Raw genomic sequence first — 16,506 nt, 5'->3', positions numbered from 1 at the left:
GCCGGGGATCAACGAATGCCCAGGATGGTGTCGAGCAGCGTGCTGCCGGTCTGAATCACCTGGGCATTGGCCTGGTAGAACTGCTGGAAGCGGATCAGGTTGGCGGCCTCCTCGTCGAGATTGACCCCCGACTCGGACTGCTGCACGGCCGTCAACTGCTCGGTCAGCACCGATTGCGCGCTCAGATTCGCCTGGACGACGTTGGTCCGATTACCCACATCGCTGACCAGCGACGCGTAGGCCTCGCTCAGGCTCGCCGCCCCGCCGACGAGATCGCCATTCTGCAGGTTCTGCAGCGCCAGCGCATTGCGGTTGTCGCCGCTGGCGGGGTCGGACGCCAGGGTCAGCTTGTCACCGTCGACCGGTTCACCACTGAAGGTCATGCTGACGCCGTCGATGGACAGCGTATCGCCCGCGGAAAGCTTGACGCTCGATGGATCCGCCGGGACCTCGCCATTGACCAGGACTTCGCTGCCGGCAGGCGCATTGGGGCTCAGAGTGAATTCACCATTGGCCGCATCGGCAGCGCTGATGGAGATATCCATCTGGATACTCGAGGCGGGCAGCGTAAAGCCTTCCTCTAGGGTGATGTCGCCGGCCTCCAGGGTGCTACCCGTCTGGAGTGTCGGCGTCACCTTGACGTGCGCGCTGGCCGCAATCTTGGATGTGTCGTCGACGACGTTTTCCAGCTCCCCGGCCAGGGCACGGGTCGGCTGTATCAGGAAGGTATCGCCCTCGCCGACAGCCCCCAGCGACTCGTCCAGCGTCAGGGTCATGCCGCCGAACGACAAGGTGTCATTGCCACTGCCATCCGGTACGACGGGCGGCTGCGGATCCAGCGGCTCGTTGCTGCCTACCCGCGATACGACGAAGGCGCCGCCCTCGCGCTTGATCTGGTAGTCGCTGGTCGTCACCGCCGAGACATCGCTGAACTCGGCGGTGAAGAACGCATCGCTGCCATTGTTCTCGTTCGAGTAGACCGTTGGATCGCCGATCGCGAAGAAGTCACCACCGGCATCGCCATTGAGGTCCTGCCCGGCACGATGTTGCTCGTTGAAGCCCGCGGCCAGCGACAGCGACATCTGACCGATCTGGTTCTGGGTCTTGTCCAGCGTTTCGCTGCGGAAGGTCATCAATCCGCCCAGCGTGCCGCCCTCGAAGGCCGATTCAGCCAGCTCGATCTGACTACCGCCCGGGTCGTTGTAGGCAACCACGGTACGCGACGGGTCCGATGAAGACGCCACGGCCTCCAGCGAATAGCTCCTGTTGCCCGCAACCAGCGGCTGGCCATTGGCCATGGTCAGGTTGTAGGTGCCACCGTCCTGGACCGACAGCTTGATGTCGATGCGCTCGCTCAGCTCGGCAACCAGGTGGTCGCGCTGATTCAGCAGGTTGTTGGGTACATCGCCGGTCTTGGCCTGGGTCAGCGAGATCTGCCGGTTGAGCTTGGCCAACTGGTCGGCGCTGTTGTTGATCTGGGTGACTTCGTCACGGATCTGGCCGTTGATGCCCGACTGCATGTCGTCGAGATAGCTGTCGAAGGCACGGAACTGAGCGGTCAGCGTGTCGGCGCTGCCGATCAGCCCCTGACGCGCCGCCGGGTCGGAGGGCGCGCCGGCGAGATCCTCGAGCGACGAGAAGAAGTTCTGCATCAACGGCGCGAGTCCGGCATCACCATCGGCCAGCAGGTTGTCGAGCTGGCTGACCTGGGTGTCATAGGTCTGCAGCGCGCTCGAGCGACTGGTGGCTTCATTGAGCTGCGACGCGATGTATTTGTTGAACTGGCGCTCGATATCGTTGACCTGCACACCGCCGCCACTCGGGCTGGTTTCGCCCAACTGGGTGATCTGGCGGTTGTAGCCCGGCGTATAGAGGTTGCTGATGTTGGTGCTGGTCGTCTGTAGCGCTATCTGGGCCGCGCTGAGGCCGCTAAGGCCGGTGGAAAAGAGGCTCATGGGTCCATCCCGATAGAGGAGCTAGCAATTACCTGATTTATCGGCCGCCTGTCGCAGAACTTGAAGCCCGGCCGAGCACTTTTGGGCGACTCAGAAAATCTGTGTCGGCAGATCGTCGATGGCATAGCCGTCGAGCCTGGCGCGTGCTTCACCGTTCGGCCTCGCGTCGTTAGACGCCAGTGGTGCCCCGGCCGCGCCGTTCACGCCGAGAGTACCCATGATGGCGATCAGCTTGTCGGCATAGGCCGGGTCGGTGGCGTAACCGCCCGCCTGCAGGGCGCGCGCCGCATTGTCGGCGCTGCTGGCGGTGACGACCCCGGCATAGCGCGGATTGTCGCCGATCAATCGGGCGTAGTCGGTGAACGCCGCCTCGAAGTCGTCATAGACGCGGAAGCGATCGACCATCTTTATCGCCCGCCCATCGACATATTCGGTGGTGGTGATGTCGGTGGTTTCACCCTGCCACTGACTGCCCGCCTTGATGCCGAACAGGTTGTGGCTGTTGTTGCCCTCGGCCGTGGGGATTTCGTGGCGACCCCAGCCGGTTTCCAGCGCGGCCTGGGCCAGAATCAGCTCGGCCGGCACACCGGTGGTACGGCTGGCGGCCTGGGCGGGCCCGTGAAGATCGCGAAGGAACTCGGCGACATGTGCCGGACGCTCGCGATCACCCGGGTCGGCGGAATCCACGGCCGCGCGATTCGCGGCTTCGTAGCCGCTTCCCGCGGGTTCGAGCACCAGTGCGTCGGTAAAGCGTGTCGAGGGATCCGTCGAGGGCGCGTCATCGCTCCGGGAAGCCACCGGAGCCTCTCCCTGGAGCGCCCCATGCAACACCCTCGGCGTGCCCCGCGGTATCCCGGCGATCAGCGACTCGCTGGCGCTTCCGGCCTTGGGAACCAGACCACGATCCTCGAGTTGCTGTACCAACTGCTCAGCCAGGCCGACGCCCTGTCCGGCCAGATGCTGCGACCACTGCTGGTCGAGCATCTCGGTATAGAAGCGCGTCTGTTGACTGTCCAGCAGGCCAGACTGCGGGGTCGCCTCGCGCATGCTCTTGAGCATCATCTTGAGGAACACCGACTCGAACTGCTTGGCGGCTTCCCGAACGCCCTCCTCGGGACGCCGGGCCGCAGTCTGCTTGAGCCGCTGCAGGCCCTGCAGGTCGAGCGCGAACTGGCCATTGCTCGTATCGATCGACATCAGATGATCTCCAGGTCCGCGCGCAACGAGCCGGAGGCCTTGAGGGCCTGGAGGATCGACATCAGATCCTGCGGCGTCGCGCCCAGCGCATTCAGGGCATTGACGACCTTGCCCAGGTCGGCGCTGGTATTGAGCATCTGCAGCGCGCCGCCCTCCTGGGCCACCGACACCTCGGCATTGGGCACGACCACGGTCTCGCCTTCGGAGAACGGATTCGGCTGGCTGACCTGGGGATTGTTGTCGATGGTGATCGACAGGTTGCCATGGGCCACCGCCGCCTGGCGCAGCGTCACGGCACTGGTCAACACCACCGAGCCGGTGCGCGAGTTGATGATCACCCGAGCAGGCTCCTCGCCCAGGGCCAGGTCGATATTCTGTACCCGGGCCATGAAACGCACGCGATCGTTGCTGTCCATCGGCGTCTGCAGGCGGATTACCCGGCCATCGAGTGCCGCGGCTACCGGGGCGCCGAATTCCCGGTTGATCGCCGTCACGGCACGCTGGGCGTTATCGAAGCTGTATTCATCGAGCTGCAGGTCCAGGGTGCCGTTGGCACCGAGCTGTAGCGGCACTTCGCGTTCGACGGTGGCGCCCCCGCTGATGCTGCCGCCGGCCTGCTGGTTGATCGACACGCTGCTGCCGCCCGCTTCCGCGCCGGCACCGCCGACGAAGACGTTGCCCTGGGCCATGGCGTAGACGTTGCCGTCGGCGCCCTTGAGCGGCGCCATCAGCAGGGTGCCGCCGCGCAGGCTTCGCGCGTTGCCCACCGAGGAAACCACGACATCGATCTCCTGGCCCTGCCGGGCAAACGGCGGCAACTGCGCGGTGATCATCACCGCGGCCACGTTCTTGAGCTGCATGTTGGTGCCGGCCGGCACGCTGATTCCCAACTGGGAGAGCATGTTGGTCAGGCTCTGGGTCGTGAACGGCGCCTGAGTGGTCTGGTCGCCCGAGCCGTCCAGCCCGACGACCAGGCCATAGCCGACCAGGGCGTTGTCACGAACCCCGGCGAAGGAAGCGAGATCGCGAAGACGCTCGGCCTGTGCCGGAGCTGCCAGCACCACCAGCAGGCACAGACCCGCCAGCCGACGAAGACCAAGCTGCAAAAGAGAGCGACGAATAAACATGATCATCAGCCTTGATACCTGCGACGTATCATCAGAACGGTGACACATTGAGGAAGAAGCGCTGCAGCCAACCCATGGTCTGCGCCTCGTTGATATAGCCGTCGCCGACGTATTCGATGCGCGCATCCGCGACGTCGGTCGAGATAACGGTGTTTTGCCCGGTGACCGCGCGCGGATTGACTACGCCGGAAAAGCGAATGAACTCGGTGCCCTGGTTGATGGCGATCTGCTTCTCGCCACGCACTCGCAGGTTGCCGTTGTACAGCACATCGATGACCGTGACGGTAATCGTGCCGGTAAAGCTGTTGTTGGCCGCCGCGCCCCCGCTGCCGGCAAAGTCGTTTTCACCGGACACGTCGAAGCCGTACTCGGCGAGCTGGTCGAGCGCATCGGGCAACTGGGCAAGTTCCAGGCTTGCGCTGCCGTTGCGCCCCGCATTGGCCGACGAATTCTTGCTGGCGCTTACGTCCTCGTCGAGGACGATGGTCAGGATGTCACCGATGTTGCGCGGACGGCGATCCTCGAACAACGGCTGATAGGCGGTGGCCGGCTGGTAGATCGAACCATTGGGAATCGGCGGCGGCGGCTCGTTGATGACGATCTTCTCCTGCTCGCCGACCACCGAGGGCCTCGGCAATTGCGCACAGCCGCCCATGGCCAGCAACAAGGTTCCCACCAACAAGCCCCGCAACAAACGGTTCGGCATGCATTTCCTCACATCCGGCATCGGCCCGGTATTCATGCGACGACCATCGATCACAGCTGTGCCAGACGCGCCAGCATCTCGTCGGAAGTCTGCACGGCCTTGCTGTTGATTTCGTAGGCGCGCTGGGTCTGGATCATGCCGACCATCTCCTCGACCACGTTGACGTTGGAGGTCTCGACATAGCCCTGGTACAGCGTGCCGGCGCCATTCAGCCCGGGAACGTTGTCGTTGCGCGGCCCCGACGCGGCCGTCTCGAGATAGAGGTTTTCACCGATACTCTCGAGCCCCGTGGGGTTGCTGAAGGTCGCCAGGGTCAGTTGCCCCACCTGGTTGGACTCCGCGGTGCCCGGCTGGGTCACCGAGACGATGCCGTCGCGGCTGACGGAGACCGACAACGCATTCTCGGGGATGAAGACGGCCGGCTCGATGGGATAGCCGCTGGCCGTCACCAGCTGACCGTTCTGGTTGACCTGAAAGCTGCCATCACGGGTATAGGCCGTGGTGCCATCGGCCCGCGTCACCTGGAAGAAGCCCTTGCCGCTGATCGCCAGGTCACGCGAGTTCTCGGTGTTTTCCAGGTTGCCCTGGGTATGCAGCCGCTCGGTGGCGACCGGACGCACACCGCTGCCGATCTGCATGCCCGACGGCAGGTTGTCCTGCACGTTCGACTGCGCACCGGGCTGGCGCAGGTTCTGGTAGAGCAGATCCTCGAACACCGCGCGCGAACGCTTGAAGCCATTGGTGCTGACGTTGGCCAGGTTGTTGGATATGACATCCATCTGCACCTGCTGAGCTTCCAGCCCGGTCTTGGCAGTCCACAATGAACGAATCATGATTCAATTCCTCGAAGGGGTTAACGCTAGCTGGTTACGGACAGCAGGCTGTTGGCGCGCTGGGCGTTCTCGTCGGCGCTTTCGATGGTCTTCATCTGCATGTCGTAGCGCCGTGCGCCATCGATCATCGCGACCATCGCCTCGGTGGCGCTCACGTTGCTGCCTTCCAGCGCCCCGCTGACCACCCTGACCGTGTCGTCGGCCTGAAGCTGGCCGCCACCCTGCGGGCGGAACAGGCCATCCTCGCCACGCACCAGCGAACCCGGCTCCGGGTTGACCAGCTTCAACTGGCCTACCGGGCCACGGGTATTCGGCGCGCCGCCAGGAACCACGGCGCTGAGGGTGCCATCCGCGCCGATGCTGACGTCGGCGCCCAGCGGGACGATGATCGGCCCGCCGTCGCCCATCACCGGACGGCCCATGATGTTGACCACGCCGTTGGCGTCCAGCTGCAGGTCGCCACGCCGGGTATAGGCTTCGCCGTCGGCAGTCTGCACGGCCAGCATGCCGTCGCCGTCGACCGCCACGTCGAGCTCGCGCCCGGTGGTGGACAGCGGGCCGGGGGTGAAGTCGCTGCCCGGCGTGGAGGCCATCACCGAGGTGCGGGTCGCCAGGCCATCGCCCTGGACAGGCACCGCGCGCATGGCGCTGAGCTCGGCACGAAAACCCGGCGTGGCGACGTTGGCCAGGTTGTTGTTGACCACCGCCTGCTGGTCCATGCTCTGCCTGGCGCCGCTCATGGCGGTGTAAAGAATGCGATCCATGATGTTTGACTCTCGACGTGACGCATCACGATGCCGGGCCAGGAAGGCCCGGCATCAACTAGCCGTTAGCGCAGCTGGGCGATCTGATCCATCACTTCGGACTGGGTGCGGATCGAGTTGGTGTTGGCCTGGTAGTTGCGCTGGGCGATGATCAGGTCGACCAGTTCCTTGGTCAGGTCGACGTTGGATGCTTCCAGGGTGCCGGACTCGATGGAACCGAACTGCCCCACACCCGCCGTACCAACCACCTCGGCACCGGACTCGGCGGTCGCCGCCCACATGTTATCGCCTGCAGCCTTCAGGCCTTCGGGGTTACGGAAGTTGGCCAGCGCGATCTGGCCCGCCGCTACCGATTTCTCGTTGGTATAGTTGCGCATGATGGTGCCATCATCCGCGATAGTGATACCCACCAGCGTACCCGAGGTATAACCATCCTGAACCAAAGAGTTCTGGGTGGAGTCGTTGGCGAACTGAGTGGTTCCCTGAAGATTCAACTCGAAGCCCAGATCCGCGGGATCACCACCCAACTGGGCCGTCGTGAAGTTGACTTGCGGCTGGGTCAAGTTGGGCTGGGTAGTGGTCGTCCCACCTTGCTCGATGGAACTGAGCTGGCCATTGGTGTCGAAGCCGAGGGTGAAGTCGTTGTTGGCATCATAGAAACCGTCTAGGGCGACCTTGCCGTTCCATGTGTTGGCAGGGGCGGCGGCCTTCTCGAAATAGACCGTGGCGTTGCGCTGGTTACCCAGGGAGTCGTAGACCGTGAAGCTGTTCGAATAGTGGTAATCGACATCGACACCGGGCGCGCTGCCATCATCGAGATTCACGGTATTTAGCTTGGAAGGGTCGGTCGGGTCAGTGGCCTGGTTGAGGTTATAGACAGCCTGTACCCCGGTCGCGGTTCCGGTCGCCTGTGCCGGCATGTCATTGGCCGGAATATTCAAGGCGACAGGCTGACCGCCCGGAACAACCTCGGAAAACGGACCGCCAGCGAGACCATAGCCCATGATCTTGGCACCTTGGGCGTTGACCAGATCGCCATCGGCGGTCATGGTCAACTGCCCATTGCGCGAGTAGCCGATCTGGCCTTCCTGCTCGAAGCGATAGAAGCCGGTACCGCTGATCGCCAGATCGAGGTTACGCCCGGTCGTTTCCAGGTTGCCGTTGCCGAAGTCCTGAACGACGCCAGCCACGCGCGTACCCAAGCCAATCTTGCTATTGGCGAACACGTCGGAGAACTGCACCGACGAACTCTTGAAACCGGTGGTCTGCGAGTTGGCGATGTTGTTGCCGACGACGTCTAGTTGCTGGGAAGCGGCGTTGACACCGCTCAATGCTTGCGAAAAACCCATTCTTAATCTCCCTGCGAGCCAAGACGCCCGCTACTTAATTGATTCTTGGTTAATTCTTGGCAGAAACTGCCGTTAAAGAATCTGGCGGACGGCATCGAGGCCGACCTGGCCGGAAATCGCACCGAGATCGAGCCGCGGGCCCGAATCGGTCGTCACTACGCCGCCCACCTGCGCATAGTTCAGTGCGGTGACATTGACCGGCTCACCGCCCTGGCTAGCCTGAATGGAAACGTTGTATGAGCCATCAGCCGCCTGAGTCTTGCCATCTTGCAAGGTTCCGTCCCAGGTAAAGGATTGAACACCGGCATCAAGTGCCCCTATATCGTCGGCACTGAAGCTGCGTACGACCTCGCCGGAGTCGTTGGTAATGGAGATGGTGACTTCATCGGCCGGCGCTTCCAGCTCCACCCCGAACGGCGTGGTCACTTCGCCCTCTTTCAAAACCCGGCTGCCGGGCACCAGCACGCCCTGACCGATCAGCGCCGCCGCCTGCAGGGTCTGGCCGGCATCGATCTGGCTGGTGATGCCCTCGAGGGTCTTGTTCAGGTCCTGGATGCCGTTGACCGTGTTGATCTGCGCCAGCTGCGAGGTCATCTCGGCGTTTTCCATCGGATTCATCGGATCCTGGTTCTTCAGCTGAGTGACCAGCAGGGTCATGAAGCTGTTGCTGAGATCGTCGGTCGCCGATGCCTTGTTAGCCGATGCGCCTGTGGTCTGGTTGAGGCTGTTGAGTACGCTGGTATCGATGGTGTTGGCCATGGGGGCTCCTGATGGCTACCAAAAGTTCACTGTGGAAACACTGCATAAATGCCTGCGCGGGAAAATCACTTCGTTGCGCGGTGCTCGGAATCCTCACCTATACCCATAGGCTCCGGTTCCTGTGCTCCGTGCGCCTCGCGCTTTACGCCGCTCGTCGATTTATTCAGCGCCCCCTTAGTTCTCGCCCAGCGTCAGCGTCTTGAGCATCAGCGTCTTGCTGGTGTTCATGACCTCGACGTTGGCCTGATAGGAACGAGAGGCAGCAATCATGTTGACCATCTCGTTGACCGGCTCGACATTGGGCATCGTCACGTAGCCCTCCTCGTCGGCCAGTGGATGCGCCGGGCGATATTCGCGGCGCATCGGCGTAGGATCCTCGACGACTTCGCTGACGCGGACGCCGCCGACGCCGCTGGAAACCTGGGAGCGCGTCTCGAACATCACCTGCTTGGCGCGGTAGGCTTCGCCGTCCGGGCCGGCGACGCTGTCGGCGTTGGCCAGGTTGCTGGCCGTGACGTTCATGCGCTGCGACTGAGCGGTCAGCGCCGAACCGGAAATATCGAAAATGCTGAACATGGACATGCTGTTACTCCGGTTGCATCGCGGTCTTCATGCCCTGAATCTTGCGATTCATGATGGTCAGCCCCGCCTGATAGCGAACCGCGTTGTCGGCGAACTGAGCCCGCTCACGATCCATGTCGACGGTATTGCCATCGAGGCTCGGCTGGTCGGGTACCCGATACAGCAGGTCACGCCCCGCCCCCGCCGGGGCCTGAGCCGCGATGTGCCGGCCAGAGGTGCGTGCCAACTCCAGGCCGCCATCCCCCGGACGTCCCTGCTGCATGACCCGCGACAACTCGGCTGAAAAATCGAAGTCGCGCGCCTTGTAGTTCGGCGTGTCGGCATTGGCGATATTGCTTGCCAGCACTTTCTGACGTTCCGCGCGCAGGTTCAGGGCTTCCTGGTGAAAGCGCAGCGCTCCGTCAAGCTTGTCGATCATGTCTTGCCCCCTGGCTCGGATGGGAAAGGTACAGGCTGGAGAATAGACGCCGGCCCGTCTTCCCAAAGGAAGAAATAGGCCACGATTTGCTCATCATTTCCGCGCATGAGGATCACTCCCCGGTACTAGAATCGTCTCCAACGCACGGGGGAAGAATCGATGCGCAACCGAAACCATAGTGCCCGCCCGTCTCTCGGCACCCATTTCATGAAGCTGCTGGCCATCGCTGCCTTCATGGCACTATGTGCTCCCTGGGCGCTGGCCGAGGACGCCGCGACGGCAACGCGGCTCGAGCAACGCGTTCACGACTTCCTGGTCGAACAGGCCCGCCCCCTGGGCGACAGCGTGAGCGTCGCGGTGCAGCGCAGTCAGGCACGCTTGCCAGCCTGCGAAGACCCCCGGCCCTTCCTGCCGCGGAACAATCAGCGGCTGTATGGGCGAGTCGCGGTCGGCGTTCATTGCAGCGGCGACGCGCCGCGCACCCGTTACGTTCAAGCCGATGTGTCGGTGGCTGTCGAACACGTCGTCCTGGCGCGGGACATTGCACGTGGCGCGACCCTGACGCCGCAGGACGTGACCCTCGAGCGGGGGCTGCTGGAAAAACTGCCGCGGCATGCCGTCAGGCACATCGGTGACGCTACGGGGCTGGTGACCACCCGGGCCTTGCGCGCGGGCACGCCCCTGCAGGACTATCAGTTGCGTCGGCAGGACCTGGTCAAGCGCGGGCAGACCGTGAGCGTCATCGCTCGCGGTGACGGCTTCCAGATCCGTCGCGAGGCCCGGGCGATGGACAACGGCGCAATGGGCGAACAGGTCAGGCTGCGCATCGCCAACGGCGAGCTGCTCCAGGCTCGGGTTATTGGCCCCAAGCGTTTGAGCGTCGAGTTCTGAGCTGGCCGTCGAAGACGGCGGGAATTACACTGCCGGGGTTTCCCATCCCAAGCGGCCATTAAAGTTATGCCATGCGTGGCCGATAGCCAGGGAAAGGTCGAAATCATCAAGAGGATGCCCCGTGAAAATCGACAATACACACCCCCTGCAGCGCCCGACGCAAACCGACAGCAAGGCCGCTCAGCCCGTCAAGCCTGACGCCGAGTCACAAGCCTCGAATCCGGCTTCCGTCGCGCACCTGAGCAACAAGACCCAGGATACGACCCAGGACATCGATACCGCACGCGTTGCCGAAATTCGCCAGGCAATCAGTGAAGGACGCCTGGAGATCGATTCAGGGCGCATTGCCGATGGCCTGATCGACAGCGTCCGCGACCTGCTCGGCAAGTCCGAAACCTGACCCTAACTACGTTTATCGGCGGAGACCACACCTATGAGCCTGGCCCAACACCTCGAGCGCGAACAAGAGCACCTCGAGGCATTCATTGCGCTGCTCGAGGCGGAGCGTGCCAGCCTCTCCGCAGGCGAAGTCGATGGCGAAACTCTGGCCGCCCAGGCACAACAGAAGCAGCAACACATGGAGCGCCTCGAAACGCTCGAGACTCAGCGACGTAACGTGCTGAGCAAGCTCGGCTATGGCCAGGGTCGCCAAGGCGCCGAAGCCGCCGCACGCGATGCCCGGTGCCTGGAGGCTTGGCATGCCTTTCTGAGCCGAGCGCTACACGCCAAACAACTCAACCAGTTGAATGGCGTACTGATCGGTTCGCGCATGAATCAGAACCAACGCATCCTCGACTTTCTCAATAACGCCGCCGGCAAGGCGCTCTACGGTCCCAACGGCCAATCACGCCGTCGCGGTTTCGGGGGAGTTACCTCTTCAGCCTGAACACATGCCCGGGGCACTCGAGTATGGCTGGCTTGCGCTGACCGACTGGCGTAACATCGAGTAACAAAACGATGGTAATAATTACAATCTGCAACGTAGAATGAATATTCGCTCATTGCAGAATACGCCATCATCGCCGTCGCCCTAAGCCTTGTCACTCGCATGGCCCAGGGCGTGGTTCGCGGCTAGGGATAAGCCAGTGATACCATCGCCTCTCATCCAGTCATTGCTCGATTGTCCGGCTCTTCCTTCAATTCCGGCTGTCATTCAGCGCGTCCTCGTTCTTGCCGCCGATCCCGATGTCCGCCTGCAGCCCATTCTGGACGCTCTACACAACGATCCGGCACTGACGGCACGGCTTATTTCCCTGGCAAACACCGTCCATTATGCGCAGTCCAGTCCCGCCGAAACGCTACGCGAAGCGGTCGAGCGACTGGGGCTCGACACCACCATATCCCTCTCGCTGGGTTTCAGCCTGGCAACGGCGTCACGTATCGATACGCAATCCTCCGGCTTCGATACTAGGCACTTCTGGCAACGCTCGTTGACCGCCGCCATCGCCGCCCAGGAGCTCGCCACACTGTGCTGCCAGGGCAACGAACTCGGTCCCGTGTTCACGGCGGCGCTATTGCAGGACATCGGCATGCTGGCTCTCAACGCCGTTGCTCCGCTCGATTATACGGAAGTCATCGGCACCCTCGACGACCACGACCAGATCGCACTGCGCGAGCGCTCGCACTTCGGTGCCGATCATGCCGAGATCGGAGCCTGGCTGACGGAAAACTGGGGGTTGTCATTACGCTGCTGCGAGTGGGTACGCCGCAGTCATGACCGACCGGTGCGAGAGGCTATCGCGCTGCCCGGTGACTGCGTCATGCTCTCCGGCCGTCTTGCCGATATCTGGCTGGCGTCGGATGGTCACCGCACCCTCGCCCAACTGGATCCCTGGCTGAGCGACGAACAGCAGCGCAGCGAACTGCTCGGCCGCATCCAGGCGCGACTTCCCCAGATGGCCGGGCTCTTCGACGTCGACGCCCCGGACACGCTCGACTCGCCGCGCCTGCTGATGGAAGCGAAGCAACTGCTCCTCGATCGTGCACTTCGCCTGCAATCCAGGCTCGAGCACCAGAGCCAGGAACTGGACGCTCTGCAGGCAGCCAACTGGCATCTCGACCACGCGCTACGCTATGACCCGCTGACCCAGCTCTATACCCGCCAGTACCTGCTGTCCTTGCTCGAGACGCATTTCGAACAGGCCTATCAGCTGTCCCAGGAGCTGTCGGTGGTATTTCTCGACCTCGACCATTTTAAGCAGATCAACGACGAGCACGGGCACCCGGTGGGCGACGAAGTACTCAAGAATTTTGCCAGCCTGCTCGTCGATCTGAGCGATCCGGACGTTCATGTCGGCCGTTACGGTGGTGAGGAGTTCATGGTGATACTGCCCGGTTACGACCGCCACCAGGCCGCCGGCTACGCCGATCACATCTGCAACACGCTGCGCAGCCGTCCGTTGCTCGACCACCGGGGGGCAGCGATCCAGATCACCGCCTCGGTCGGCATCGTCAGCCTCAAGGAGGAGGACTACGACTCAACCGATGAATTGATCCACCGGGCCGACCAGCGCATGTACCTGTCGAAGCGTACCGGACGCAACCGGGTGACCCACGAATAGACCGCGGTCTAGAGTCTGGCCTCGAGCCGGGCCAGTACCTGCTGACCGACCTGGTTGACCAGCGGTCGTGCCGCCTTGTCCACCGCCTTGGCGAGCAGGCGGTTGCGTATCTCGTAACTCACGCTGAGTTCGACCCGCGTGCCCTCCGGTACCGCGGTCAGGGTATAGCGCCCCTGGTTACGCACACCGGCCAGGGATTCCCAGGCCAACGTATGCGGCGGCTGCCGCTCCGTGACCTGCACGTCGAATTGCCAGTCACGTCCTATCACGTGAATGTGCCAGCGATAGCAGTCGTTGCCGAGGGGTTCGACGCGTTCGATCTTGTCCGAATAGTCGCTAAAGTTTTCGATGCGTTCCAGCAGTGCATAGACGCGTTCGGGTGCCGCCTTCAATACCGCACTGTGTTCGATGGTCGCCATGCGCTTCCTTGTTGAGCCGACGTTTTCCTAGAAGAGTACGCATTGTGATCGAGAATCGCCAAGTGCGGCATTGTCGGTCCGCATCGGCGATGAGTACAATGCCCGCTCGCTAGAAAGATCATACGTCCGGACACCCGGATCCCGGACGCCGTCTTCAACGGACCAATAAATTCTCCGGCAGGACCGACCATGAACGATTCTTTCCCGGCCACGGCATCCGCCAGGGCCGTCGTCATCTATTCCGGCGGTATGGACTCCTATACCGTCCTGCACCATGCCCTTCGCCAAGGCTATTCGGTACACGCCCTGTCCTTCGACTACGGCCAACGCCATGCCAGGGAACTCGATATCGCGCGCCGCGTCTGCCAACGGCTGGATCTCGCCCACCAGGTGATCGACATCCGGGCGATTCATTCGCTGATCGACGCTTCCGCCCTGACCGACAGCAGCCGAACGCTGCCCAACGGCGACTACGATAGCGATAGCCTGGCGACCACCATGGTCCCCAACCGCAACATGATTCTGCTGTCGCTGGCGATCGCCCATGCCGTCAACATCGGTGCCGATGTATGTTTCTACGGCGCCCACGGTGGCGATCACGTGCTCTATCCGGATTGTCGACCCGAATTCGTCGAGCGCATGAATGCCGCCTCGGCGGTGGCCAACTTCAATGCCGTGCGCATCGAGGCCCCCTACCTGCACGCCAGCAAGGCCGACATCCTCGCCGATGGCCTGGGCATGGGGCTCGACTATGCCGAGACCTGGACCTGCTACCAGGGCGGCGAGCTGGCCTGCGGCGCATGCGGCAGCTGCCGCGAACGCCTGGCGGCCTTCGCCGCACGAGGCCTCGCCGATCCATTGGCTTATCGCACCCTGCCGATGGAGTCGTGAGGATGTACCACCTCAAGGAAGCCTTCTACACGCTTCAGGGCGAGGGCGCGCGTACCGGCAGAGCCAGCGTTTTCTGCCGCTTCACCGGCTGTAACCTGTGGTCGGGACGCGAGGCCGACAGGGCACACAGCGCCTGCCGTTTCTGCGATACGGACTTTGTCGGCAGCGACGGCCAGAATGGCGGCCGCTTCAACGACGCCGGCGAGCTGGCCGGACATCTCGCCGCACTGTGGCCACACCCGCTGACGGCGGCCACGCCCTATGTGGTCTTCACCGGCGGCGAGCCTCTGCTGCAACTCGACGCAGGCCTGATCGAGGCCATGCAGGCTCGCGGCTTCGAGGTTGCCGTGGAGACCAATGGCACGCTACCGGCGCCACCCGGCATCGACTGGCTATGCGTCAGCCCCAAAAGCACGACGACGCTGGCTATCGACCACGGCGACGAACTCAAGCTGGTCTATCCTCAGCACGACGCCCCGCCATCGCGCTTCGCGAGCCTGGGCTTCGACCATTTCTACCTGCAGCCCATGGACACATCGGGCATCGCGTCCTCCCGCCATTGCTCCGATCCGCTCACTGCGGCGCTGTCCTATTGCCTGGAAAATCCGCAATGGCGTCTCTCGCTGCAGACTCATAAAACGCTTGGAATCGACTGATGACTCTTTTCGTCAACCACATCAGCCATGTCGATGTCTCCTTCTGGTGTCCGCAAAGAGGGCTCAGCGGCGCAAGCTGGGGCGTCGATGTCGAACTCGATGGACAACTGGGTGCGGATGGCATGCTGTTCGATTTCGGCGAGGTGAAGCCCTGGATCAAGGCAAGCCTGGACAACGGCCCCGACCACACCCTGCTGGTGCCAACCCGGGCGCCGGGCGTCACGGTCACTTTCCAGGACGAGGATTGCATCGTTCGAACCACGCAGCCTTACGCCATGGATGTGCGCGGGCCTCGACAGGCCTTCACGCTGCTGCCCTGGCCGGCCATTACCGCTGAACGTCTGGCGGCTCTCTATGGGGAACGACTCATTCAGCACCCGCCCCGACGGGTCGAATCGGTGCGCCTGCGATTCACCGAAGAAGCCATCGAAGGCGCGGCCTATGGTTATAGTCACGGCCTCAAGCGACATGGCGGAAACTGTCAGCGTATCGCTCATGGCCACCGCTCGCGGCTGCTGATCTGGTGCGACGGCGAACGCCGACCCTCACTCGAGCGCCACTGGGCCAGGCGTCTCGACACACGCTATCTGGCTCATGTCGAGGATATCCTCGAGCAGACGGATACAAGGGTGACGCTCGGCTACCGGGCCAGTCAGGGTGAATTCCGCCTGACCCTGCCCCGCGAGCGCTGTGAATTGCTGCCCACGGCGACGACCGTGGAGCAGATCGCCGCCTGGCTGGCCGCGCAGGTGTCATGCCACGATGCGCCGGACGCCCATATCCGCGTCCAGGCCTTCGAGGGCATCGACAAGGGAGCCTGTGCCGAATCGCCACGGCCTGCCCCCGTCACGAGCGAACCATGAGCGAACTCATCTCCAGCGACTCAGGCAGCGACGGTTGCCGGGCGGGCTGCGGCGCGTGCTGCATTGCGCCTTCGATCAGCTCGGCGATCCCCGGCATGCCCGATGGCAAGCCGGCCGGAGTCCGCTGCGTGCAACTCGATGACGACAACCTCTGCCGCCTGTTCGATGATCCACGCCGCCCGGCGGTCTGTCGGCGCTTCGACTTCGACCCCGAAGTGTGCGGCACCGACCGGTCGACGGCACTCGCCCGCATCGCCGCCCTGGAAGCGGCAACATGAAGGGATCGACTTATCTGCGGCACGCGAAGATAACGGTATAAAAGCGATACTGGAACTCAACCCCACCGAGATCGGACCCGTGGCACCACGAACTCCTGGCGAGCCCATGAAAAAGGCGCGGCCGTAGCCGTAATGCCAGTCAGTTAAGCCTACCTTCAATAAGCTGATCATGAGACCTTTCCCTGTCAGGTACACTGACAGGGAAAGGTCCATGCATTTCAGCAATGCCATCGATGCCATTGCCAAGGTGGTGCCCG

Annotated in this window: 19 protein-coding genes; 8 read left to right on the top strand and 11 right to left on the bottom strand. The window is 63.0% G+C overall.

Translation table 11 applies throughout. The features are described from left to right. Window positions 1-8: 8 nt before the first annotated feature. The 10 genes from flgK to flgB all read right to left on the bottom strand — a co-directional run bounded on the left by flgK (window position 9) and on the right by flgB (window position 9,690). A complete protein-coding gene (flgK, locus tag HR9077_RS12475) occupies window positions 9-1,955 on the bottom strand; it encodes a flagellar hook-associated protein FlgK (RefSeq protein ID WP_136067330.1) in 1,947 nt (648 codons plus the stop codon). Window positions 1,956-2,045: 90 nt separating this feature from the next. Then, window positions 2,046-3,152, bottom strand: coding sequence for a flagellar assembly peptidoglycan hydrolase FlgJ (gene flgJ, locus HR9077_RS12470; RefSeq protein ID WP_136067329.1), 1,107 nt, complete (start codon window positions 3,150-3,152; stop codon window positions 2,046-2,048). Beyond that, window positions 3,152-4,285, bottom strand: coding sequence for a flagellar basal body P-ring protein FlgI (locus HR9077_RS12465; RefSeq protein ID WP_136067328.1), 1,134 nt, complete (start codon window positions 4,283-4,285; stop codon window positions 3,152-3,154). Before HR9077_RS12465 ends, flgJ begins: the two co-directional genes overlap by 1 nt. 25 nt (window positions 4,286-4,310) lie before the next feature. Continuing rightward, window positions 4,311-4,985, bottom strand: a complete 675-nt coding sequence (locus HR9077_RS12460; RefSeq protein WP_210725919.1) for a flagellar basal body L-ring protein FlgH — start codon at window positions 4,983-4,985, stop codon at window positions 4,311-4,313. Between the two features lie 50 nt (window positions 4,986-5,035). After that, window positions 5,036-5,818 (bottom strand): flagellar basal-body rod protein FlgG, encoded by a 783-nt coding sequence (gene flgG / locus HR9077_RS12455; RefSeq protein WP_136067327.1) that lies wholly within the window; start codon window positions 5,816-5,818, stop codon window positions 5,036-5,038. A 26-nt stretch (window positions 5,819-5,844) separates the two neighbouring features. Continuing rightward, on the bottom strand, window positions 5,845-6,582 hold the full coding sequence (gene flgF, locus HR9077_RS12450) for a flagellar basal-body rod protein FlgF (RefSeq protein ID WP_136067326.1): 738 nt from the start codon (window positions 6,580-6,582) through the stop codon (window positions 5,845-5,847). 65 nt (window positions 6,583-6,647) lie between these two features. Continuing rightward, window positions 6,648-7,931, bottom strand: coding sequence for a flagellar hook protein FlgE (gene flgE / locus HR9077_RS12445; RefSeq protein WP_136067325.1), 1,284 nt, complete (start codon window positions 7,929-7,931; stop codon window positions 6,648-6,650). Window positions 7,932-8,003: 72 nt separating this feature from the next. Further along, complete coding sequence (locus HR9077_RS12440; protein ID WP_136067324.1) at window positions 8,004-8,690, bottom strand: flagellar hook assembly protein FlgD; 687 nt, start codon at window positions 8,688-8,690, stop codon at window positions 8,004-8,006. Between the two features lie 174 nt (window positions 8,691-8,864). Further along, complete coding sequence (gene flgC, locus HR9077_RS12435; protein ID WP_136067323.1) at window positions 8,865-9,272, bottom strand: flagellar basal body rod protein FlgC; 408 nt, start codon at window positions 9,270-9,272, stop codon at window positions 8,865-8,867. Between the two features lie 4 nt (window positions 9,273-9,276). Next, on the bottom strand, window positions 9,277-9,690 hold the full coding sequence (gene flgB, locus HR9077_RS12430) for a flagellar basal body rod protein FlgB (protein WP_136067322.1): 414 nt from the start codon (window positions 9,688-9,690) through the stop codon (window positions 9,277-9,279). A gap of 159 nt (window positions 9,691-9,849) precedes the next feature. Between flgB and flgA the strand changes: the two genes are divergently transcribed. The 4 genes from flgA to HR9077_RS12410 all read left to right on the top strand — a co-directional run bounded on the left by flgA (window position 9,850) and on the right by HR9077_RS12410 (window position 13,142). Beyond that, a complete protein-coding gene (gene flgA / locus HR9077_RS12425) occupies window positions 9,850-10,581 on the top strand; it encodes a flagellar basal body P-ring formation chaperone FlgA (protein ID WP_136067321.1) in 732 nt (243 codons plus the stop codon). A gap of 121 nt (window positions 10,582-10,702) precedes the next feature. Beyond that, entirely contained in the window at window positions 10,703-10,981 is a 279-nt protein-coding gene (gene flgM / locus HR9077_RS12420) for a flagellar biosynthesis anti-sigma factor FlgM (protein ID WP_136067320.1), read from the top strand. A gap of 33 nt (window positions 10,982-11,014) precedes the next feature. Next, window positions 11,015-11,467: a flagella synthesis protein FlgN gene (locus HR9077_RS12415; RefSeq protein ID WP_136067319.1), complete on the top strand. Its 453-nt coding sequence runs from the start codon at window positions 11,015-11,017 to the stop codon at window positions 11,465-11,467. 199 nt (window positions 11,468-11,666) lie between these two features. Then, the gene (locus HR9077_RS12410) at window positions 11,667-13,142 is read left to right on the top strand and encodes a GGDEF domain-containing protein (protein ID WP_168380941.1); all 1,476 of its coding nucleotides are present in this window, start codon (window positions 11,667-11,669) and stop codon (window positions 13,140-13,142) included. An 8-nt stretch (window positions 13,143-13,150) separates the two neighbouring features. Here the strand turns inward: HR9077_RS12410 and HR9077_RS12405 are convergent, their stop codons facing one another. Continuing rightward, window positions 13,151-13,561: an SRPBCC family protein gene (locus HR9077_RS12405; protein ID WP_136067317.1), complete on the bottom strand. Its 411-nt coding sequence runs from the start codon at window positions 13,559-13,561 to the stop codon at window positions 13,151-13,153. Between the two features lie 189 nt (window positions 13,562-13,750). Here HR9077_RS12405 and queC point away from each other — a divergent pair, with 189 nt between their 5' ends. The 4 genes from queC to HR9077_RS12385 are packed head-to-tail and all read left to right on the top strand — an operon-like array spanning window position 13,751 to window position 16,249. Continuing rightward, window positions 13,751-14,452, top strand: a complete 702-nt coding sequence (queC, locus tag HR9077_RS12400) for a 7-cyano-7-deazaguanine synthase QueC (RefSeq protein WP_136067316.1) — start codon at window positions 13,751-13,753, stop codon at window positions 14,450-14,452. Between the two features lie 2 nt (window positions 14,453-14,454). After that, entirely contained in the window at window positions 14,455-15,108 is a 654-nt protein-coding gene (gene queE, locus HR9077_RS12395) for a 7-carboxy-7-deazaguanine synthase (RefSeq protein ID WP_136067315.1), read from the top strand. Further along, window positions 15,108-15,971, top strand: a complete 864-nt coding sequence (locus tag HR9077_RS12390) for a 6-carboxytetrahydropterin synthase (protein ID WP_136067314.1) — start codon at window positions 15,108-15,110, stop codon at window positions 15,969-15,971. The genes queE and HR9077_RS12390 overlap by 1 nt, the downstream gene beginning before the upstream one ends. Then, on the top strand, window positions 15,968-16,249 hold the full coding sequence (locus HR9077_RS12385) for a YkgJ family cysteine cluster protein (RefSeq protein ID WP_136067313.1): 282 nt from the start codon (window positions 15,968-15,970) through the stop codon (window positions 16,247-16,249). The genes HR9077_RS12390 and HR9077_RS12385 overlap by 4 nt, the downstream gene beginning before the upstream one ends. The last annotated feature ends 257 nt before the right edge of the window (window positions 16,250-16,506 follow it).

The organism is Modicisalibacter radicis, from assembly GCF_900961225.1.
Lineage (GTDB): Bacteria > Pseudomonadota > Gammaproteobacteria > Pseudomonadales > Halomonadaceae > Modicisalibacter.
Note: the sequence above shows the minus strand (reverse complement) of the source record. Positions and strands in the feature narration are given on the sequence as shown.